The sequence below is a fragment of the Mesorhizobium sp. ES1-4 genome, assembly GCF_020164745.1.
Classification (GTDB): Bacteria; Pseudomonadota; Alphaproteobacteria; order Rhizobiales; family Rhizobiaceae; genus Mesorhizobium.
The window spans coordinates 18,537-39,094 of record NZ_JAIUGV010000028.1 but is presented as its reverse complement, the minus strand read 5'-3'; the positions used below and the strand labels follow the sequence as shown (position 1 = coordinate 39,094).

At 61.0% G+C, this 20,558-nt stretch carries 21 protein-coding genes and 3 pseudogenes; 15 read left to right on the top strand and 9 right to left on the bottom strand.

The annotated features are described in order from the left end of the window. Positions 1–3: 3 nt before the first annotated feature. The 3 genes from LB556_RS30315 to LB556_RS30305 all read right to left on the bottom strand — a co-directional run bounded on the left by LB556_RS30315 (position 4) and on the right by LB556_RS30305 (position 3,561). Positions 4–792, bottom strand: coding sequence for an SDR family oxidoreductase (locus LB556_RS30315; protein ID WP_224571133.1), 789 nt, complete (start codon positions 790–792; stop codon positions 4–6). A 109-nt stretch (positions 793–901) separates the two neighbouring features. Further along, positions 902–2,125 carry a substrate-binding domain-containing protein gene (locus LB556_RS30310; protein ID WP_224571132.1) on the bottom strand — a complete coding sequence of 408 codons (1,224 nt, stop codon included), beginning with the start codon at positions 2,123–2,125 and terminating at the stop codon, positions 902–904. A 200-nt stretch (positions 2,126–2,325) separates the two neighbouring features. Continuing rightward, on the bottom strand, positions 2,326–3,561 hold the full coding sequence (locus tag LB556_RS30305; protein ID WP_181167552.1) for an ROK family transcriptional regulator: 1,236 nt from the start codon (positions 3,559–3,561) through the stop codon (positions 2,326–2,328). A 179-nt stretch (positions 3,562–3,740) separates the two neighbouring features. Between LB556_RS30305 and LB556_RS30300 the strand changes: the two genes are divergently transcribed. The 10 genes from LB556_RS30300 (at position 3,741) to LB556_RS30255 (ending at position 12,856) form a co-directional block, all read left to right on the top strand. Beyond that, positions 3,741–4,937 (top strand): sugar ABC transporter substrate-binding protein, encoded by a 1,197-nt coding sequence (locus LB556_RS30300; RefSeq protein WP_224571131.1) that lies wholly within the window; start codon positions 3,741–3,743, stop codon positions 4,935–4,937. Positions 4,938–4,997: 60 nt separating this feature from the next. Continuing rightward, complete coding sequence (locus LB556_RS30295) at positions 4,998–5,810, top strand: ATP-binding cassette domain-containing protein (protein ID WP_140884384.1); 813 nt, start codon at positions 4,998–5,000, stop codon at positions 5,808–5,810. Then, entirely contained in the window at positions 5,807–7,066 is a 1,260-nt protein-coding gene (locus LB556_RS30290) for a sugar ABC transporter permease (protein WP_224571130.1), read from the top strand. The genes LB556_RS30295 and LB556_RS30290 overlap by 4 nt, the downstream gene beginning before the upstream one ends. Before the next feature lie 49 nt (positions 7,067–7,115). Continuing rightward, on the top strand, positions 7,116–8,102 hold the full coding sequence (locus LB556_RS30285) for a zinc-dependent alcohol dehydrogenase (RefSeq protein WP_181167547.1): 987 nt from the start codon (positions 7,116–7,118) through the stop codon (positions 8,100–8,102). Positions 8,103–8,124: 22 nt separating this feature from the next. Next, entirely contained in the window at positions 8,125–9,102 is a 978-nt protein-coding gene (locus tag LB556_RS30280; protein ID WP_140884380.1) for a sugar phosphate isomerase/epimerase family protein, read from the top strand. A 93-nt stretch (positions 9,103–9,195) separates the two neighbouring features. Continuing rightward, the gene (locus tag LB556_RS30275) at positions 9,196–10,032 is read left to right on the top strand and encodes a sugar phosphate isomerase/epimerase family protein (protein WP_224571129.1); all 837 of its coding nucleotides are present in this window, start codon (positions 9,196–9,198) and stop codon (positions 10,030–10,032) included. A 23-nt stretch (positions 10,033–10,055) separates the two neighbouring features. Next, positions 10,056–10,985 (top strand): carbohydrate kinase family protein, encoded by a 930-nt coding sequence (locus LB556_RS30270; protein ID WP_224571128.1) that lies wholly within the window; start codon positions 10,056–10,058, stop codon positions 10,983–10,985. A gap of 1 nt (position 10,986) precedes the next feature. Next, positions 10,987–11,838 carry a BtpA/SgcQ family protein gene (locus tag LB556_RS30265; RefSeq protein ID WP_224571127.1) on the top strand — a complete coding sequence of 284 codons (852 nt, stop codon included), beginning with the start codon at positions 10,987–10,989 and terminating at the stop codon, positions 11,836–11,838. Beyond that, on the top strand, positions 11,835–12,548 hold the full coding sequence (locus LB556_RS30260) for a hypothetical protein (protein WP_224571126.1): 714 nt from the start codon (positions 11,835–11,837) through the stop codon (positions 12,546–12,548). The genes LB556_RS30265 and LB556_RS30260 overlap by 4 nt, the downstream gene beginning before the upstream one ends. An 11-nt stretch (positions 12,549–12,559) precedes the next feature. Beyond that, positions 12,560–12,856: a hypothetical protein gene (locus LB556_RS30255; RefSeq protein WP_224571125.1), complete on the top strand. Its 297-nt coding sequence runs from the start codon at positions 12,560–12,562 to the stop codon at positions 12,854–12,856. A gap of 90 nt (positions 12,857–12,946) precedes the next feature. On the opposite strand, the pseudogene LB556_RS30250 reads toward LB556_RS30255, so the two are convergent. After that, positions 12,947–13,602 (bottom strand): annotated as a pseudogene (locus LB556_RS30250) (IS30 family transposase); the annotation flags it as partial. Positions 13,603–13,683: 81 nt separating this feature from the next. On the opposite strand from LB556_RS30250, the pseudogene LB556_RS30245 reads away from it, so the two are divergent. Next, positions 13,684–14,751: pseudogene (locus tag LB556_RS30245) on the top strand (IS630 family transposase). On the opposite strand, the gene LB556_RS32130 reads toward LB556_RS30245, so the two are convergent. The 5 genes and pseudogenes from LB556_RS32130 to LB556_RS30220 form a co-directional block, all read right to left on the bottom strand. Beyond that, on the bottom strand, positions 14,739–15,074 hold the full coding sequence (locus LB556_RS32130) for a helix-turn-helix domain-containing protein (RefSeq protein ID WP_224571124.1): 336 nt from the start codon (positions 15,072–15,074) through the stop codon (positions 14,739–14,741). The pseudogene LB556_RS30245 and the gene LB556_RS32130 sit on opposite strands and share 13 nt — an antisense overlap. Further along, positions 14,974–15,261: a hypothetical protein gene (locus LB556_RS30235; RefSeq protein WP_224571135.1), complete on the bottom strand. Its 288-nt coding sequence runs from the start codon at positions 15,259–15,261 to the stop codon at positions 14,974–14,976. The genes LB556_RS32130 and LB556_RS30235 overlap by 101 nt, the downstream gene beginning before the upstream one ends. Before the next feature lie 122 nt (positions 15,262–15,383). Further along, the gene (locus tag LB556_RS30230) at positions 15,384–15,521 is read right to left on the bottom strand and encodes a hypothetical protein (protein ID WP_224571123.1); all 138 of its coding nucleotides are present in this window, start codon (positions 15,519–15,521) and stop codon (positions 15,384–15,386) included. Further along, complete coding sequence (locus LB556_RS30225; RefSeq protein WP_224571122.1) at positions 15,518–16,006, bottom strand: peptidase dimerization domain-containing protein; 489 nt, start codon at positions 16,004–16,006, stop codon at positions 15,518–15,520. Before LB556_RS30225 ends, LB556_RS30230 begins: the two co-directional genes overlap by 4 nt. Positions 16,007–16,043: 37 nt before the next feature. Further along, positions 16,044–16,441, bottom strand: a pseudogene (locus LB556_RS30220) (IS630 family transposase); the annotation flags it as partial. Positions 16,442–16,776: 335 nt separating this feature from the next. Between LB556_RS30220 and LB556_RS30215 the strand changes: the two are divergent. The 4 genes from LB556_RS30215 (at position 16,777) to LB556_RS30200 (ending at position 20,338) form a co-directional block, all read left to right on the top strand. Then, on the top strand, positions 16,777–17,508 hold the full coding sequence (locus LB556_RS30215) for a GntR family transcriptional regulator (protein WP_224571121.1): 732 nt from the start codon (positions 16,777–16,779) through the stop codon (positions 17,506–17,508). 354 nt (positions 17,509–17,862) lie between these two features. Beyond that, positions 17,863–18,792 carry an allantoinase PuuE gene (locus tag LB556_RS30210; RefSeq protein ID WP_224571120.1) on the top strand — a complete coding sequence of 310 codons (930 nt, stop codon included), beginning with the start codon at positions 17,863–17,865 and terminating at the stop codon, positions 18,790–18,792. Continuing rightward, complete coding sequence (locus tag LB556_RS30205) at positions 18,779–19,255, top strand: ureidoglycolate lyase (RefSeq protein ID WP_224571119.1); 477 nt, start codon at positions 18,779–18,781, stop codon at positions 19,253–19,255. The genes LB556_RS30210 and LB556_RS30205 overlap by 14 nt, the downstream gene beginning before the upstream one ends. Positions 19,256–19,306: 51 nt before the next feature. Next, positions 19,307–20,338 carry a D-2-hydroxyacid dehydrogenase gene (locus LB556_RS30200; RefSeq protein ID WP_224571118.1) on the top strand — a complete coding sequence of 344 codons (1,032 nt, stop codon included), beginning with the start codon at positions 19,307–19,309 and terminating at the stop codon, positions 20,336–20,338. Positions 20,339–20,558 lie beyond the last annotated feature (220 nt).

Genomic DNA, 20,558 nt, shown 5'->3' with positions numbered 1-20,558 from the left:
CATTCAGGCTCCGAGCACGTTCTGGTCATAGTCGATCAGCGCGCCGGTCATCACGCCGGAATCGGGGCTCAACAAATAGGCGGCAAGGCCGGCGAGTTCCTCCGGCCGGGCGAGACGGCCCATTGGCAGCGATCCGGCAACGCTTTCCTGCCAACCATCGCCGTGACCGTGGAGTTTGCGCTGGATTGCGTCGTCGCCGGGAGTATCCATCCAGCCGGCGAGAATGCCATTGCAGCGGATGTGTTTGCGGGCAAATGCGTTGGCGACATTTTTAGTCAAATTTGCCAGCGCCGCTTTCGAACCCGAATAGGGAGTGACCATGGGCCCTCCGCAATGCGCCGCCATCGAGACGATATTGACAATGCTGCCGGATTGCCCAGTGTCGACCAGATTCGCGACGAGCCGTTGCATCAGGAGGAACGGGCCCCGCGCATTGGTGTTGAAATGGGCGTCCCACTGATCGAGGCTGGTGTTTAGCAACGTGCTGCGTTCGGCCGTTCCGGCGGCGTTGACGAGCCCGTTGATGCTGCCGAATTCGGCTAGCGCCACATCGACGAGGCGGTAGCAGTCATCGGCTACCGAAACGTCGGCACGCACGAAACGGCACTGGGTCCCCAGTTCGGACAGCGCCATTGCCGCCGCGGCTCCGCGCGTAGCGTCGCGGCCGGCGATCACCAGGGCTGGCGAGCCTTCGCAGGCCAGTCGCCGGGCGATTGCAAAACCTACACCTTGCGTTCCACCGGTGACGATTGCCCGGAGTGTGGCGTTGCGGCGCGATATCTCGTCGGTCACGAAAAGATCCTTGCTTGTGCTGTCAATATCGGCCGTGCCGCGCCTGCGAGGTAGATACCCAGACGCGACGCGTTGCCCTCGACAATGGGTTGAGGAAAGAACTCCAAGATCAATGTTTGATGCCGTTCTCCGCGCACAGCTTGCCAAACTCACCGGCACAGAGATCCGTTGGATCGACGAATTTGTCGGCGACGACTGTCGCCGCCATGTTGGTTTTGTCGACAGTCACTAGGTCAAGAAGGATCGACGGCACCTTGTGGGTCTCGGCGTCATATTCGCCATTGATGAGGTTGAGTCCCGGTGTCTCGCCCGCCCTGATCATCACCGCTATCGCGGCCGCCGCCGCTGCTTCTCGATAGATGGGCTTGTAGACGGTCATGCACTGGTAATCGGCAAGAATGTTCTGCAGGGAGAACAGGATGGCGTCCTGCCCGGTGGTCGGCACAGTGCGCGGCGCGACGCCGGCGTTCTTCAACACCGAGATCACTGACTGTGCCAGCCCGTCGCTGGCGGAGAGGACGGCATTGATCTGCGGATTGGCCTGCAACGCCTGCTGAAACATGGTGAGCCCGGCCTGATTATCCCAGTTGGGCACGCGTACCGCGCCGATTTTTGTGGCAGTTTCGTCGCCGTACAGCGGCTCGAGCACCGAATTGTAGCCAGCTTCGACGAGTGTGGCGTTGTTGTCGGTGGGGGAACCGCCGAGTTCGTAGATTTGCGGCGACTTGACGCCCCAGTCGGCGATGCACTTCACCAGACCCTGCGCCATGCGCTCGCCGACGTTCTGGTTATCGAAGCTGACGTAGAACTTGGCCGAGCCGTTGAGCGTCAACCGGTCGTAATCTATAACGACAACGCCTTTTGATTCCGCGTCGGCCTGAATGGCGGCGCCGCTGCCGGAATCGAGATTGGTGATGAGCAGCACGCTAGCGCCATCGGTGATGGCCTGCTCGGCCTGGGTACGCTGGGTCTGCGGCATGCCTTGTGCGTTGCTGATGATGTAGTCGTTAGGCGTCAGCCCCATCTGCTTGAAGGCCCGTTCGAAGCCGGGCGCATCGGCGGTCATCCACCGCGTACTAGAGCGGGTATCGGGCAGCAGAACGGCGATTTTGCCCTTGCCGGCCGCCGCCAGATCCTTCAACTGATTGAGCTTGCTGAAGACGTCCTCCGGTCCGCCAACGGCGAAATCCGTCACTTTAAGGCCCACGGCCGTTTGCGCCAATGATGCAGGTGCGCCGAGGCCCAGCGCAAGCGAAAATGCGGCGCCCGAAAGCAGGCCGATTTTAGGTCCATAAGATTTGTTCATATTCTCACTCCCGTTCCCTTCCTTCATAATTAATTGGATGCGACATCAAATTATAACGGGCACACTGGCTGTCAAGGACGAATCGTTCCAAGCGAGCGGTTTCCCATTCGGCAATCAAGTCGGGCCGAATTCAACTACCGCCGATAATGACAGCGTAATTCGCGCTTCAGATATGGTCTGTGGAGAACGGGGCAGGTGGTGATCGGTCGATCGAAGCCGACGCAGCCTCACCACATTTCGGCGAGATCTTCGTGCCCGGCGCGGTCGAGGATAGCATTGAGCGACCAGGTTGCCGCACCCTGCACGGCGGCTTCGCGTCCCATGGTGGAGAACAGTACCGGCGAATGAGCCCAGCGTTGCGAAATGACGCCGGCCAACAGTTCCTGCTCGATCGGCCCGCGCAGCCATTCGCCCAAATGCGTCAAATAACCGCCCAGCACGATCGCCTCCATGTCGAAGAGGTTGGAGACGACGGCGATGCCGACGCCAAGCGCATGGCCGACCTGCTGCAGCGCCTCCAGCGCAGTCCGCTCGCCCTTCGCGGCGCGCGCCGCGATCTGGCGGCCGATCCAATCAGGATCGCTGCGATCGGACCGATCTTGGGGCGCCGATTGGGCGAGTTCGGCAAGGGCGCGTTCGCCGGCGAGGGTCTGCACCGTACCACGTGCGCCCCACTCTGAACTCGGCCCGTTGCGCTCGATGGTGATATGCCCGAATTCACCGGCAAAGCCATGCGCGCCTCGGAAAATCTTGCGATCGAGGACGATGCCGCCGCCCAACCCCGTTCCACCCGATACATAGAAGAAAGTACGCAGATCGCGGGCGATTCCGCTGGTCATTTCGGCATAGGCTGCAAGGCGCGCCTCGTTCTCCGTCGCTAAGGGCAGGGGGCCGGAAAATTCACGCCACAAATCGAGAATGGGGACTTGATGCCACTCTATGTTGGGCGCCTCGAGCAGTTCGCCGCTAGGTCCGATCAGGCCTGGCAGCGCCATGGTGCACGCGGTCTTCAGGTTCTTGCCCTTGAAACAGGTCAGCGCTTCTCTGGTCATCTCGGCTAGCTGACGCACCACGTCTTCAGGCTTCAGGCCCTTGTTCGATTGGCTGAAATAGGAACGGTAGCGTGGCGTGCCGGCAAGATCGAGCGCCAGCACGCCGATCCCGTCATCGCTGATCTCGATACCGAGCGCTGCGCCGCCATCCGGATTGAGTTCGAGTGCACGGCCCGGCCGGCCGACCGAGCCGTCCTGCTCGGCTCCCACGTCAAGCAACAGGCCGCGCTCGATCAAATCGGCGATCAGGCTGGAAACTGTGGACGGATTGAGGCCCGTCTCGGTCGAAATTCTGGCACGCGAGCGCCGGCCGCCGTTGGCAATGTTGTTGAGAACGAGGCCCATATTGTGGCGTCGGACCGTCTTTTGGTCAGCCGGCTGGGTCTGTGTCTCGCCGTTCGAATTCGTCATGCGCCTCCTGCCGCTCATTCGTTGCCTTCGTGCTCCTTCAGTCCCGTGTTCCCGTCGAGAAATTGATTCTTTTACATTTCGATTGGTCTGCGCGCCAGACCTCTTGACAACGAAATAGCAGACCTATTTAATTCGGTTAGGCATTAAACAAACTATTTTTAAGCGAGGAGGAGAATGAAATGCCCAGTGTGAATACCAAGAAATCAGCTACGTGCTTGCCGCTGGTCTCGGCTTTGGTGCTTGCCATGACAGGGGCTGGCCTTGCTGAACAGCCAAAGCCGGTCGACCTGGCCGCCACCGACTTCACCACTGGCGGTCCGGCCGATATTTTCGGGCGCCTCGACGCGCTTAAGGATGTGGCGGCAGCCGGCAAGGGCAAGATCGCGGTTCTGCTGCCCGATACCCGTTCCAGCGCGCGCTGGGCAACGGTAGATGCGCCCGGCTTCGAACGGGCCTTCAAGCAGATGGGGCTGACGCCTAACGACTACATCATCAGCAACGCACAAGGCATGCCGCAGACCCAGCGCACCCAGGCCGAGCAGGCCATCACCGACGGCGCCAGCGTGCTGCTCATCACCAATCTCGATTCCGGCAGCGGCGCCGCCATTCAGGCCGATGCCGAATCGAAGGGCGTTGCCACGATTGACTACGACCGGCTGACGCTCAATGGCTCGGCCAAGTTCTATGTCAGCTTCGACAACAAGAATGTAGGGGTGCGCATGGCCGAAGGGCTGGAGCAGTGCATCGCAGACTGGAATGTCAAGACGCCGAAAATTTTCCACCTCGGCGGCTCGCCCACCGACAACAATGCCACACTGGTTGAGCAGGGTTACGATTCGGTGCTCGGCAAGCTTTATGATGCCAAGACGGCGGTGAAAGTGGGCGCGGTGCGCGTGCCCAACTGGGACAACCAGGTCGGGCTCACTATGTTCGAGCAGGCGCTGCAGGCCCATCCGGAAATCAATGCGACACTGAGCGCCAATGATGGGCTCGCGCAGTCGGCCATCGCGGTGCTCAAGAACAATGGGGTGGCGCCTCGCAGCTTCCCGACGACGGGGCAGGACGCAACCGTCCAAGGCTTGCAGAACATCCTCGCCGGGTATCAGTGCATGACGGTCTATAAGCCAATCTATCGCGAGGTCGCGGCTGCCGCGGCGGTGGCGGTGATCCTACGTGCCGGCCAGACTCCGGGTGCCAAGCTCGTCAACGGCGAATACGATGCGCAAAGCCACAAGGTCCCCTCGATCCTGCTGGAGCCGGTCAGTGTCACCACCGCCAACATGGCGAAGACAGTGGTGGCCGACAAGTTTGTCGATCCCAAGGAGCTCTGCGTGAGCGGCTTCGCCGACGTGTGCAAGGCCGCCGGCATCCAGTAAATTGCGGACGGGGCGCGCGCGCCGCGTCCCGTCTTTCGACCAACCGACACGAGGCTGCCGATGAGCGCGCCGACATTGCTGAGTTTGCGAGATATCAAGAAGAGCTTTGGCGCCGTGCAGGTGCTGCTGGGCGTCGATCTCGACATCAAGGCCGGATCCGTGACTGCCCTTGTCGGCGACAACGGCGCCGGCAAGTCGACACTGATCAAGTGCATCGCCGGCATCTATCAGGCCGACAGCGGTCAGATGAGTTGGGAGGGCCAGCCGGTCAAGGTCGCCAATCCGAAGGCCGCCTCGGCCGTGGGGATCGAATTCGTCTACCAGGATCTGGCGCTCTGCGACAATCTCGATGTCGTCCAGAACATGTTTCTCGGACGTGAGCGAAAACGCGGCTTCCTGCTCGACCACAATGCCATGGAGGTCGCTGCCCGCGACGTGCTGACGGGCCTATCGGTGACGACGGTGAAATCGGTGCGCCAACCCGTGGCCAGCCTGTCGGGCGGCCAGCGGCAATCGATAGCCGTCGCGAAGGCGGTCATGTGGAATTCCAAGCTCGTGGTGCTCGACGAGCCGACCGCCGCCTTGGGCGTCGCCCAGACCAAGCAGGTGCTCGCCCTGGTGCGGAGGCTCGCCGAGCGCGGCCTCGGGGTGCTGCTGATCAGCCACAACCTCGAGGACGTCCTCAGTGTTTCGGACAGCATCGCCGTCCTCAGGCTCGGGCGTCTTGTCACCCAGGTGCAGCGTGACGAAGTCGACAGCCAGCAACTGGTCGAACTCATCACCACCGGCCGTCTGCGCGGCGAGCTTGCCAGTGATGCGCTGCGCCAGGCCGGCGCAGCGGCCCAGTCATCCACGTCGGGGATAGAAAATTGACACCCATCCAAGAACTATCGTCGAACATCGATGGCGGAGCGCAACCGCTGCCTAGGGCGCGGCGGTTGGCATTCGTCGAAACATTTGCCGGGATGCGTTCAGGCGACATGGGCATGCTGCCGGTGCTGGTAGGGCTCGTCATTCTCGCCGTAATCTTCCAGGCGTTGAACGGCAATTTTCTGACACCGGGCAATCTGGTCAATCTCATGGTGCAGGGCGCTGTCTATATGCTGCTCGCGATGGGCATGGTTTTCGTGCTGCTGATCGGAGAAGTCGACCTGTCGATCGGCTTTATTGGCGGAGTGGCGGGCGTCATCGTGGCGACGCTAATTTATGGAGACGCCGGCAACCCTTGGTATACCGGCATTGCTTGCGGTCTGCTCGCGGGAACTGCCATAGGCATTTTCCACGGACTGATAATCACCATTGTGCGGCTGCCGTCCTTCGTCGTGACACTGGCGGGGCTGCTGGCCTGGAACGGGGTGATGCTCATCATCCTCGGCAATGGCGGCACCGTACCGATCCAGGATCCTGTAATCGTCAGTCTTGCCAACGGCGTGATGCCATCAACGATCGGCTGGATTATCGCCGCCTGTCTCATCGTGCTGTTTGCCGCCGATAACCTGATAGCCGACCGAAACCGCCGCCGCAATGGAAACGCCGTGCGTGCGCCGCTAATGACGTATGTGCGCATCGGGCTCGTCGCGGCTCTGGCCATCGCCATTGTCGGGCTCTGCAGTGTCAATCGCGGCAATTTCGCGCCCGTGACCGGGGTTCCTTGGATTGTGCTCATCCTTTTGTTCTTCGTTATAACGTGGACCGTTCTGCTCAATCGCACGGCCTTTGGTACCTACATCTACGCCATCGGCGGCAACGCCGAGGCCGCCCGGCGCGCCGGCATAGCGGTCGGCAGGGCGCGCGTCCTCGTGTTCGGCATCTCCGGCTTGATGGGCGCGGTGGCCGGCATCATCTATGCCTCGAGACTTCGCTCGGTTTCGACCAATCTCGATGGCGGTACTCTCGTGCTTTACAGCATCGCCGCGGCCGTCATCGGCGGTACCAGTCTGTTCGGCGGACGCGGCAAGGCCGTCCACGCTATACTTGGCGGTCTCGTCATTGCCATGATCGACAACGGCATGGGCCTTCTCGGCCTCTCGGCAGCGACCCGCTACGTCGTCACAGGAATCGTCCTGCTCATTGCGGTTTCAGTCGATGCGCTGGCAAGACGTGGAGGGGCCAACGCTGGCCTTTCGTGACCCCCGCCGTTTTCCACACCGACCGTCAGGCCGCATTTCGAGGACCATCATGAAGTCGCAAGCACTGCATTTCCCACTCAAAGGCACGGTGGAAATCAAGGAGAGGACCATTGCCGCTCCCGGTCCGGACGAAATCGGCGTCAGGGTACGAGCATGCGGGGTTTGCCACGGCGATGTCTCCCTTTTCCACAGCGATAGAGCCGAAAGCTTTCCAGCCTTTGCCGGCCATGAGGCTGCGGGTGAAGTGGAGGTGGTCGGCGCTGAAGTGACCCGCTTCAAAATTGGCGATGCAGTGGCGCTGCTCGGCCAGGAGCGCTTCAGCACCCACACTGTCGCCAAGGAATCCCAGGCGATGTTGATTCCCGGTCCGGTCGAGGACTGGAGCCGCTGGGTGGTGGAGCCGATCGCCTGCTGCGTCAACGGCGTCGCCGTCGCCGCGATTCAGCCCGATGATGTGGTGGCCGTTGTCGGTTGCGGCTTCATGGGGCTCGGGCTCCTGCAATGCCTGCGCCATTCACCGGCGCGGCTGCGGATTGCCCTGGCGCTTCGCGATTTCAGTCTTGAGCAAGCGCTCCGCAACGGTGCCGACGAAGCGCTGCGGTCCGATGCGAACGACGTCGTCGCCCAGATAGCGAAATTCGCCCCGGCGCGCCCGATGCCCAATCAGTATGTCGTACCGGGGTTCGAAGGTGGACCGTGCGATGTGGTGTTCGAAGCCTCGGGCAGCGCGTCGGGTCTAAAGCGCGCCAGCGAGTTGGTCCGCGTCGGCGGTACCCTTGTGATGTTCGGCCACCAGGAAGGTGCGGCCACCGTCGACGGCACGCTTTGGCACATGCGTGGCATCCGCGTCCTCAACGCCTCGCCGATGATTGCCACCGATTTCACGCAGATCTTTTACCGCACGGTCGGTCTGCTCAAGTGCGGCGCCCTCAACATGGCTGACCTCATCACCCACCGCGCGCCGATGGACGAAGCCCAGCGCCTCTTCGATCACAGTAAGGACAAAACGTACATCAAGGGCGTCATCAGCTTTTGAACCGGCGGGGCGGCTCACGCGCTTGCGGGAGCCGTCTAACTCTCCCCATATCACGAGGACCAATATGCGACTAGGATTCTTTACCGATTACTCAGAGCAGGTGTCTGCGTTTGCGCACCGCACCGGCTTCACATCCCTGCAACTCTCTGCCTGGCCCCAATCATCGCTGAACGCCGATACGATCACCGATGGTCGGATTGCGGAGATCAAGGGCGATCTGGCGTCCAAGAACATCGAGATTTCGGCGCTTGGCTACTACCCCAACGTTCTGAGCGAAGATGAGACCGCCGGCAAGGAAGCACAGCGCTACCTCAAGCAGGTCATCGGACTTGCCGAGCGCATGGAAGTTGGCGTGGTCGCGACCTTTGCCGGTCGTCGCAAGTCGCGTCCAGTTCACGAAAGCTTTGCGCCGTTCAAGGAGGTATTTTCCCCGCTCATGGACTTGGCGGAAAAGAAGGGCATCCGGGTTGCCATCGAGAATTGCCCGATGCACGACTTCATGACTGGCACCGGCGACAACATCGCTTATAGCCCCGAGCTCTGGGACGAAATATTCCGGCTGGTACCTTCCGAAAACCTCGGGCTCGAGTTCGATCCCTCGCACTGCATCTGGCTGCACATCGACTACATCGCAGCGATCCGGCAGTACGCCAAAAAGATCTTCCATGTCCACGCCAAGGATCTCGAGATACGCCGCGACATCATGAGCCGGGTGAGCATCCTCGGCTCGGCGACGACCTTCCAGGGTCACGTCATGGCGCATGGCTGGCCGCGCGCGCGCACCCCCGGCTGGGGTGAAGTCGATTGGCCCAAGCTCATCACCGCCCTCTATGACTCGGGCTATAAAGGTAATCTCGACATCGAGCACGAAGACGACGTGTTCGCCAACACCGCGGCCTTTACCGAGCATCAGAGCGAGGCCGACGTGGTCGGCAATTACGGCCGCGACGAGTTCGGACTGACCCTCGGCTACAAGACGCTGTCGCGCTACATGGCCTGACGCGAACCACGACTGTCCCATCCATGCGTGCGCCGGGCGAGTTCGATTGACACCGACTGCCCGGCTTAGGCGAAGCGTTCCCCGGAGAATGACATGAAGATTAGCATTTCGGAAATCACCACATTCCCGACCGACCTCGAAACCGATTTCAAGGCGTTTGCCGCAACCGGCTGGACAGCCGTGGAGCTCTCGATCGAGAAGGCCGATAAATATCTGACCGCCCACAGCCTTGTCGACCTCAAGGCACTCCTGGCCAAAAGCGGCCTGACGCCGGTCGCCGCGATTGGCCTTGCGCCAACTGGACCGGGCCTGTTCCTGGCGCGTGGGGCTGATTTCGACGCTTACATGGTTTCGCTTAAGCGGCAAATCCTGATGTGCGAAGAGCTTGGCATCCGCTGCCTCGGCATCGGCGCCGATCCGGGCCGAGGCGTCGCCGGCAAGGAGTGGGTCGAGGGCGCTATACGGAACGTGAGGGTGGCGGCAGATCTGGCGCAGGCACATGGCGTTGCCATCGGCGTCGAGGCGCTGAGCCTCAATCCGCCGATTGGGCCATTCCTTCTGGCAGCACTCAACGAGACGCGGGAGTTTGTCGAGAAAGTCGACCATCCCGCAGTCGGCATCAATTTCGACGTGTTCCACTTCATCCGCAGTGGTGGCACGCTCGCCGACATCTCGGCACTGCGGCCGAGCCAAGTGCTGCATGTGCATATCTGCGACCTGCCCGACATGCGGCCCGATAGCTGGGAAGACAAGCACCGCTTGATGCCGGGGGACGGCGCGCTGCAGCTCAAGGCGATCCGGGACGGTCTGCTGGCCCATGGCTATGACGGCTACTGGGCACTGGAATTGCTGAACGAGGACTATTGGGCAGAAGACCCGGTCAAGGTGGCGGCGGTCGGCAAGGCGGCGATGGAAAGCTTCGTCGCCTGAGCCTTCACCTGAGGATTCCTTCCATGACTGCCGCAACTGCCCTGTTCGTCGGGGACGTCAGCCTCGATCTCACTCTGGTCATCGACCACGTGCCGGCGCCCGACGAGAAGGTGCATGTCACCTCGTCGTGCGAATTGGCGGGCGGCGTCGTCGCCAACGCGGCGGTGGCGTGCGCGCGGGCAGGGGCTTCGACCCGAATGCTGATGCAAACCGGTGATGATGCCGGTTCGCGGTTCGCGCGCACAAGCTTGGAACGCGTCGGCGTCCAGGTCGAAAGCGAAAAGGTCGGAGGACGGACCTGCCAAGTGGTGATCCTTCTGGAGCCGCATGGTGAAAAGCGGCTCCTGCTCGATCCAGGGGTCTCGATGTATCCCTCGGTAGCCCAAATCGAGGCGGTGGATCTGGCTGGAGTCGCCTGGATACACACGGCCGTCTACGGCACTGCCGCGTCTCGGTTGGTCGAACGGTGCCGCGCTACGGGCATTCCGTGGTCTGTCGATCTGGAGCCGGCCTCGTTCGCCACAGGCGTTGCATCGTTGGCCGATGTGATTGCCGGGGCCGCTGTGGTGTTCTGCAACGAGCAGGCGGCTCGGCGGATCGGGACCGCGCCCGCGGCGACTCTGCTGGCAATGGGGGTCGGCGCCGTCGTGCTGACGCTCGGTTCGAGAGGCGTGCGGCTTGTCGAGCGCGGCGGGGCCGACACCCCCATCGAAAGTCCGGTCCGGCCGGTGGTGCGCGACACCACCGGCGCCGGCGATTGCCTTGCCGGCTGGTTCATCGCCCAGCGACTGCGCGGTTGTTCGGCGGTCGAATCGCTGCCATCGGCGGTGCTGGCCGCAGCTCTCAGCTGCGAACACCCGGGCGCCCAGGCTTCCTATCCAACGCCCGAGACGCTGCGGGCGTTTGCGGCGCGCGCCGAACCTTCCCGGCTTCACGAGCAACACGAGGATTGAGATGCCAAACACGAAAGTCCTGCCGGCCAAGCCGAACGCCCTCGACGCCATCTTTTCGGTGCGCAAGCCGGTCATCGGCGTGATCCATTTGCGCTCGCTCCCCGGGGCCCCGCGCTACGACCGCGAGGCGATGACCGACGTCTATGCAGCGGCGGTGCGCGACGCGAAGACGCTCGCCGATGGTGGCATCGACGGCATCATCGTCGAGAATGCCAGCGATATGCCATTCAGCCGGCCCGAGCATATTGGCCACGAGACCGTGGCAGCGCTAACCGCTGCGTGCATGGAGGTGCGCGGCGCGGTCGATGTGCCGATCGGCATCACCTGTGTCGCCAACGGCGCCATTCCGGCGCTAGCCGTTGCCAAGGCCGTAGGCGCGAAGTGGGTGCGCGTCAACCAATGGGCCAATGCCTATGTCGCCAATGAAGGCCTGCTCAACGCTGCAGCGCCCGAAGCCATGCGTTATCGAGCCATGATCGACGCGCGTGATGTCGCAATCTTTGCCGACGTACATGTCAAATTCGGCGCACACGCGATTACTGCCGATCGCAGCATTGCCGAGCAGGCGACAGATGCCGAATGGTTCGATGCCGACGTGCTGATCGCCACCGGCGCCCGCACCGGCTCGCCCACCGAGCGGCGGGAGGTCGATGAGGTGCGCGGCGGCACCAATCTGCCGGTGATCGTCGGCTCAGGCCTATCCCCCGAGCAGGTGCCGCAGCTCTTTGCCGCCGCCGACGGCGCAATCATCGGGCAGTGGCTCAAGGAAGACGGGCTGTGGTGGAACCCGGTCGATCCGCGACGCGTCGCCGCGCTGCTGGAGGCGGTCGCCAAGGCACGAGGTGTCGCATGACCCTACTCACCAGTGAAACCGAAGTCTTTTCGTCGGCGCAGACCGCCGGACGCTGCGTTGTAATGTTCCTGGCGAAGCGTCAGCTCGAACCGGGCGAGACGGATGCGGCCGCGGCCGATGGCGTGCTGGGGGTGCTCAAGCAACTGGCGGGGGAGGGGTGGCATCTCTCGATCCGCAAGATGTTCGACGCCGAAGCTAGCCCGAACGCCTTCGTGCTCGATACCGGCTTTGCCCATGATGTCGACATCGCCGGGGTATTCGAAGCCCCGAGCCTTGCTGCAGCGCTGCGCGGGACTGTGCGGCTGGAGCAGGCCGGCTGGGCTCGGCTCTTCACCACCGAGTGGCTGCTTGGCCCTCGCGAGTTTGCGGTCGTGGCCGGTATCGGCGAACCGATCGACCGCTCATGGGGGTTCCTGGCTCTCTGGGAGTGGAATGATGCCTGGTCGGCCGCCTCGCCCGACGAGCGGCGCAACTACGATGCCGAATGCGATGTCGCGTTCAAGGGCGATCTCGGGTTCAACATTAATATCGCCGGGCGGCATCGGCTCGATTGGGCCCATGGCTGGCACCATCTCGGCATCTGGGAGGCCGCCTCGCCCGAAATCATCGACGTAGCGATCAGCGGCCACGAACACGCGTCCGATTTCATGTTCACCACCTCCCGCCACATCATAGGTCGCGTCACCCAGTTAGATGCGGTGATCAGGTAGAGAGTTTCACCATGAACGATGCAAGTATCTGGATCCACTATGCCCGGCCGCGACCGCATTGGTATAAGCTTTCCGCCGACGAGAAACGCGCGCAGGCCGCGGCGTGGCAGGCCATTGCGGCGCAGTCGTCCGAGGCCGGCGCCGAAACCCTTGGCCGCTATCACATTCGCGGACAGCATGATTTCCAGACCGTGGAAATTTGGCGCTTTCCAAGCCCGGAAGCGGCATTCGACCATTGGTCTCGGCTTACCGCAGCCCACTACAACGAGTGGTACGCTTTTTCCAACAATATAGGCCTGCCGATGTAACAGAACGTAATCATGCCGGTCTAGCGACGAAGTCGACAAGGCACTTGAGGCTCTCACACACTCGCTCTCTGACAAAGGGCAGTGGCGGGTTCAACTGATCGCTGCAACACACTCGGCGAACTTGTCTGCTGGGGTTTGATAGAGCAAGGTCTTTCGTGGCCTCTCGTTGAGCTGTCGTGCGATCGCGCTGAGCTTGGCTTGGCTATGCAGGGATAGGTCGGTCCCACGCGGCAGATATTGGCGCAGCAAGCGGTTGGTGTTTTCGTTCGAGCCGCGCTGCCATGGCGATCGAGGATCGCAGAAGTAGACCTCGACGTCGGAGGCCAATGTCAGGCGCTGGTGGTCGGCGAGCTCTTTGCCTCGGTCCCAGGTCAACGACTGGTACAGTTCGCCGACTTCCCCGCCTGTTTGATCAGTGCCGAGACGACGCTTTCGGTATCCTTGTTGGCGACCTTGACCAGCATCACATAGCGCGAGTGACGCTCGACCAGCGTCGCGACATAGCTGTTGCGGGATCCACCGATCAGGTCACCCTCCCAATGGCCAGGGACCGCACGATCTTCAACGGACGCAGGCCTTTCGCTGATGGAGACCGCATCCTTGATCTGGCCAAGCCCGTTCCGCTTCAGGCTGGCGTGTTTGGAGCGGCGGATGGTGCGCCTGGCTCTAAGGTGCTCAAGCAGCTCCTTTGTCAACACCCCACGCGCCTGGATGAACAGGCTTCGATAGATCGTCTCGTGTGATACCAACGGTCTCGGGCGCTGACTCTTTCGTGATTTTGTGTCGCAGGCGGACCGTGATTCCCTGATGCCGAAGGAGATTCGGCGATGGGTTCAGCGGTGAAATTACGGGATGACTATTCGGCGAGCGAACTTCGACGCCTTGCGCGGGCTTCGAAGGATGTGCGGCAGAGCAGCCGGCTATTATCGATCGCGGCGGTTCTGGACGGGATGAACCGAACCGATGCGGCGCGGATCGGCGGGATGGATCGGCAGACGCTGCGCGACTGGGTGCACCGGTTCAATGCTGCAGGCCCCGACGGTCTTCTCGATCAGTGGTCGCCTGGTCCGCTGTCGCGGCTGTCGCCAGAGCAGCAGAGCGAATTGGCTGCGATGGTGGAGACGGGGCCGGACCGAGCCGTTGACGGCGTTGTGCGCTGGCGGCGCATCGACCTGAAGCGCGTCATCAAGGAGCGCTTCGGCGTGGACTACGACGCGCGCTATGTCGGGAAACTCCTGCACAAGCTCGGCTTCTCGCACATCAGTGCGCGCCCACATCATCCGGGCCAGGATGCCCATATTGTCGAGGAGTTCAAAAAAACTGGCCACGCACGCTGAAGGCGCATCTTTGCGACCTGCCGCCGCGCACGAAGGTGGAACTTTGGTTCCAGGATGAGGCCCGCATCGGCCAGAAGAACGGCATCGTGCGGCAATGGGCGAGGCGCGGCACCCGGCCCCGCCAGCCGGCCGATCAGCGCTACAAGAGTGCGTATCTGTTTGGTGCGATTTGCCCGGCGCGCGGCGCCGGGGCCGCTCTGGCTCTGCCCTTTGCCGACACCGAGGCCATGCAACGCCATATCGACGAGATCAGCCGCCATGTTGAAAAGGACGCACACGCTGTGCTCGTCATGGATCGTGCCGGATGGCACACCGCAGCCAATCTCAGGATGCCGAAAAACATGACGGCGATCTTCCTGCCCTCGCGCTCTCCGGAACTAAACCCGGTCGAAAACGTCTGGCAATATCTGCGGCAGAAGGCTCTCAAACCGCGTCTTCGACGACTACGACGCCATCATCGACGCCGCCTGCGAGGCTTGGCAGAAGCTCCTCGCTGCGCCCGAAACCATCACATCAATCGGAATGCGGCAGTGGGCGCACGTCGGTCAAACTCCATGACTCTTGGTATGACACCTGATTATTCGGCTCTCCCGGATAGCTGCGCTTGAGCCACCGGCAATTTGCTCGGGTGACCATTTCCGCTGCAGCTTGGCAGATACTGTCCGGCTCAGGAACGGGCGGCAAGCCAGCTTGCATAGCTTGGGGCGCAGAGCCCGATCCCAGGCGGCCTGATCGGACCGTGCAGCCCGATACCGATCCGGCCCACCATTGCGGCGGACTTCACGGCTGATCGTGGATGGCGAGCGACCCAACCGGCGCGCGATCGAACGCAACGAACGAACAATGCTTACTGAGCCCTCGAGAAATCTCTTCTCGCTCACCGAGGTTAAGCGCCGCTTGGGCCCGTTGCCGGTCGGCCGGGCGAATGCCACCGGTTGGCGAGATCACCGAAAAGACCGACGAGGACTCTCGATCAAACCGTAACTCATCGATTCGCCAAGCCTGCCAGCGATCCCAAATCTCAGATCGCAGAGCTGCCGAGTAGTAGATAAGACGTCGCTGCTTCATGCCCCACACTCCATCTTTTGACAAAAGACTAATGTGTTGCGTTCACCCGTTGAGCCCACCCCCCAAAACGGTCATTCACGCAGTCGGTCGAAGTGAGCCCTGCTGGATTATGGCATGGGTCGCTACTTCTGCAATTGAGCGTCGCGCAATATTGTCTCCACCGATGAGGCGAAAACGCGGCAGCCAAGGATGATGTCTTCCTCCATCGTGTCTTCGGTGTAGTGGTGGCTGATGCCGCCGATGCTCGGCACGAACATCATGCTCGCGGGGTCAACGCCGCCATGATCTGGGCGTCGTGAGCCGCGCCGCTCGGCATCCGGACATGCTTGCCCGCGCCATGCATCTCGCCCGCTTGTTCCAGCGCGTCCTGGAAGCCCGGCGACATCTTCTTCGGCGTGGCCTTGTCCACGATCTCAAGTTCACACCGGCACGGTCCGTCCGCGTTGATCTTTCTGACCAGTTCTTCGAGCGCCCGTTCGAAGACTTCCAGTTGCGCGACGTCCTCGTCCCGGAACTGGAACAACATGCTCGCCTCGCCGGGTACGATGGACGGGGCGCCGGGATCGAGGTCGATGCGGCCGGTTGTCCATACCGAGCGTTTCCCGGAAACCTTCGGAAACGTCTCGTCGATCATGTGCGCAAGTCGCGTCAGCGCCACCCCGGCATCCTTGCGCGTCGCCATGCGCGTGGTGCCGGCATGGTTCTGCTCGCCGAAGAACCGCACGCGATATGACCTGAGACCCATCTTTGCTCCAGTTCAAGGGAGAGTCCGAGGCTTCATTGAGTTTTACGAAGAAGCCCTCGACGGCGTTGAGCCATGAGCAGGATGTCGGGACGAAGTGGAAGGTCCACCGTGGATGCCTTGCCAGCCAAGCGCGAACCTTTGGGTGCTTATGGGTGGCATAGTTGTCGAGAATGACGTGGACGGCCTTATCCCTGGGCAGTTCCGCCTCGATGGCGTTGAGAAAGCGGATGAATTCCTGATGGCGATGACGCTGCATGTTGCGGCCGATCACCGAGCCGTCGAGAATGTTGAGAGCGGCAAACAGGGTGCCGTGGCGCTTATAGTCATGGGTCATCGTGGCACCACGGCCTTTCTTGATGGGCAGTCCCGGCTGCTCCGATCAAGTGCCTGAATCTGGCTCTTCTCGGCGACAGACAGCACGATGGCAGGGCCTGGACTTCCGAGCCAGAGAGATTCACTCTAAATCCGATCCATCAGATGCCGGGACTGAAGATATCAAATGTCAGACAGATTCACCATTTTTCGTATCGCGAAGCTTTGCAGCCCGAAAGATCACAGCCATACACTGGTGCCTGTCGAATAGCGGTTCGCGATAGAATTCACGTGATTACCATTGCACGCACTTTTCTTGCGGTTCTGGGGTCGGCGAGATAGGGATGGGTGAGCGGCCTTGGGCGGAACTATCGACTCGATCGGGATCTTGGATCCCCGGGGGGATTCGCGTGCGTGGCCGAAATCCCTATAGGCCGCCGGCCCACGTATGAGAGAATATGATGCAAAAGGAAAAAGACTTCGGCTCGCAGCATTCCGACGAAGCGTCTCACCACTTTCGAGGGAAGCGCCCGGAAGAACAACTCCTCTATGACAGGCTTGTCGATGCGATCATTGACAAGACACTTCGACCGGGACAGCACCTCAACGAAGTGAAGCTCGCAGCATCTTACGGGGTTCCCCGCTCGCGAATACGGCGCGTCCTGGAAAGGCTGCGGGACGAAGCTGTGGTGGAATTCAGGCTCAATCATGGAGCGTTTGTATCTCGTCCGACGATTGATGAAGCCAAAGATGTTTTCGAAGCGCGTAGGCACCTCGAAACGATCACTGTCCGCTTGGCGTGTGCGAAGGGAACGCCGGACAAAATCGCAGAACTGCGCAAGCATCTGACAATTCAGCACGATGCTTTTGATAATCTTAGACCGAACATGAACCGCGTTGCAGCCGAATTTCACCTGATGATAGCAGACATTGCCAGCAACGCGGTCCTCAGCCGAATGCTGGCGCTGCTGCTGCGACGCTTTTGCCTCATACAGTCGCTTTACGAGACGCGGACCGGCGTCTTGTGCCTTGTTCACGAGCATGAGCGGATTGTTGATCTGATCGCCGCGAACGACGCCCACGGCGCCGCAGAGGAAGCTGTGCGCCATTTCGATCACATTGAGAAAAGCCTGGATTTGACCGAGCGCCGGCGCGCTGAAATCGATATATACGAATCTCTCTCGGATTAGATTCTCGATGTCTGTTTCATCTGGAACCAGTTGAGACCGCGACAGTAGGCGGATCGCGGCCGCCGGCAAAGAGTGCCGTACCGGCTCGTCACAACACGATAATCATTGCACGGCCGACCTTCACGACCATCCTCACGACGTAAATTTGTAGCGTAGGGGGAATTAGCCTTGCGTCCCAAAAGAGTGCGTGCAATGTTGCCCGCACTTATGCTGGCCTAGCTCGATGGGACGCGAGGCCGGCCATTAGGAATCCGGGTGGTCAGCTTGCCATCCCGGTCGACAGCATTGAATCGAAGAACGCGGCAGTCAGGTTTACGGCGATATCGGACCCCGCAGTGACTGGAGTAAAAAAGCATGGCTCAGGCGACCGAGCGCGATCTAATCGGCTATGGGGCGACTCCGCCGAATCCGAATTGGCCGAATGGTGCTCGCCTGGCGTTGAATTTTGTCCTGAATTATGAGGAAGGCTCGGAATACAACATCGGGGACGGAGATGGTCTGAGCGACTCGAGCCTCGTGGAGATGCCGGGTTCGCCTGTTGCCCAGGGCGAGCGCGATCTCGCGGCCGAATCCATGTTCGAATATGGAAGCCGCGTGGGCTTTTGGAGGCTTATGCGAATCTTTGCCGAGCGGGATATTCCAATGACGGTCTACGCTTGTGCGCTGGCGCTCGAACGCAATCTACCGGCTGCTGAAGCGATTCGTGCCGCCGGTCACGACATCTGCTGTCACGGCTGGCGCTGGATCGAACATTTCAAGCTGACGGAAGCTCAAGAGCGCGAACACATCCGTCTTGCGATTGACAGTTTGAAACGGATCTTTGGCGAACGGCCTCTCGGCTGGTACTGCCGTTATGGCCCGAGCGTCAACACGCGACGGCTTCTGCTGGAGGAGGGCGACTTCCTCTATGACAGCGACAGCTACAACGACGAGTTGCCCTATTACGTGACGACCGGCGGGCGTCCCCACCTGGTCATTCCCTATACGCTCACCAACAACGACGTGAAATTTGGCTCGTCGAATTTCGGCACTGGTGAGGACTTCTTCGTTTATCTCAAGGAGAGCTTCGACGTCCTTTATGAAGAAGGGCGCACGGCTCCGAAGATGATGAATGTTGGCATGCACATGCGTCTTCTCGGTCATCCGGGGCGAGCATCGGGGCTGATGCGCTTCATCGACTATGTGAAATCGAAGCCGGACGTCTGGATCTGCAAGCGGATCGACCTGGCGCGGCACTGGCTCGAACATCATCCATACCGGGGTGCGCACGATGCCGGCCATTAGTGTTGAACCGGTGACCACACAAGGGTTCGCACCCTTTGGGCAACTGCTGCCCCTTCGCTCGCCGACAGAGGCTCGGCTCGATCTGTTCGAGGAACTGGCAAATCTGCGCAAGGGAGCAAAACCTCGCATGAGCCTGATGTCGATCCCCCCGACATCGCTGCCCATAGCAGCCGTCCAGATGGAGCGGCACGTTTTTTCCTCCCAGACTTTCATTCCGCAGCAATGCGAGGCCTACCTCGTGCTTGTCGCACCCCATGCATCGGACGGGCGGCCGGACATGGCTGGCGCAAAGGCTTTCCATGTCCCCGGGAACGTTGGCATCAACTACTGCGCAAATACCTGGCACCATCCGATCACCGTGCTTGGTAGGCCCGCTCGTTTCCTCGTTCTGACGTTCGTCGATGGAACGCCGGAAGATGAGCAGTTCGTAAGCCTGTCGGAGCCGGTGGCAATCGAGCCATAGATCTCCGTCCGCGTATCCCAGAACCGAAATCGATCTTCGTGGAGATCTGCCGTGACTTCCATCGATTCTCGACGACCACTCAAAGTTGCATTCCTTGACCGTGGAGCTTTGCCCGGGAGCATTCGCCTGCGCCCCTTGCAATTCCCTCACACGTTGCATTTTCACGACCACAGCGCTCTCAGCGAGGTCGCCGAACGAATTGCCGATGCTGACATCGTGGTAACCAATAAGGTGGCGATCAGGCCATGCGCCCTTGCGACCGCCCGGCACCTGAAGCTGATCGCCGTGGCGGCAACCGGCACGGACATTGTGGATACAGATGCCTGCGCCGAGTCGGGAGTAACGGTCTCAAACATCAAGAACTATGCGATACACACCGTGTCGGAGCACACGTTCGCGCTTATCCTGGCTCTGCGGCGCAGCGTTCTGCTCTATCGGGATTCCGTCGAATCGGGCCGTTGGCAGCAGTCCGACCAGTTCTGCTTCTTTGATCATCCTATCCCGGATCTGGCGGGGTCCACGCTCGGCATTATAGGCGACGGCGTACTCGGCAAGGCTGTTGCCGACATCGCCAAAGCCTTCGGAATGCGAGTGCTTTTTTCCGCCTACAAGGGAGAGAGCGGCATGGGACCCCTTTACACGGCTTTTGAGGAAGTGCTGCGCCAAAGTGATATCATCACCATGCATTCGTCCTTGCTGCCGTCGACCCGGAACATGATTGGAGCGCCCGAATTTGCTGCAATGAGCCGTCGACCCCTGCTTATCAACACCGCGAGAGGCGGCCTTGTCGATGAGAACGCGCTTCATGACGCGCTTCAATCAGGACAGATATCTGGAGCAGGATTCGACGTGGCGACCGCCGAACCGCCGCCCTCGGATCACGTCCTCACGCGCCTGCTCGAACTCCCCAATTTTCTGCTCACGCCTCATGTCGCGTGGGCAAGTCGGCAGGCGACACAGGAACTCGCCGATCAACTGATCGACAACATTGAATTGTTCATCAAAGGGACGCCTCGCAATGTCGTTGGCAGTTCTCTGCGTAGCAATTGCGCGTTGTCATTGAAGGCGAGGTCGGGGCTTTGATCGCGAAGAGGCACACCAAGCGCATTCAGCCAGTTTTGGACGCGATTGACATGAGAAGATTCATTTGCAAGTAAATGCACGCAACATTGCGTGCATTTACTCAGGGAGAAGGTTGACGACATGACTGCCCGCTTTCCGGTCCTCGTTAAGGATGCAAGCGCAACATTTCCCGGATGTGGCGAGAGTTGACGGCGGAGGTAGGGCACGCCGCCGCGAGGGA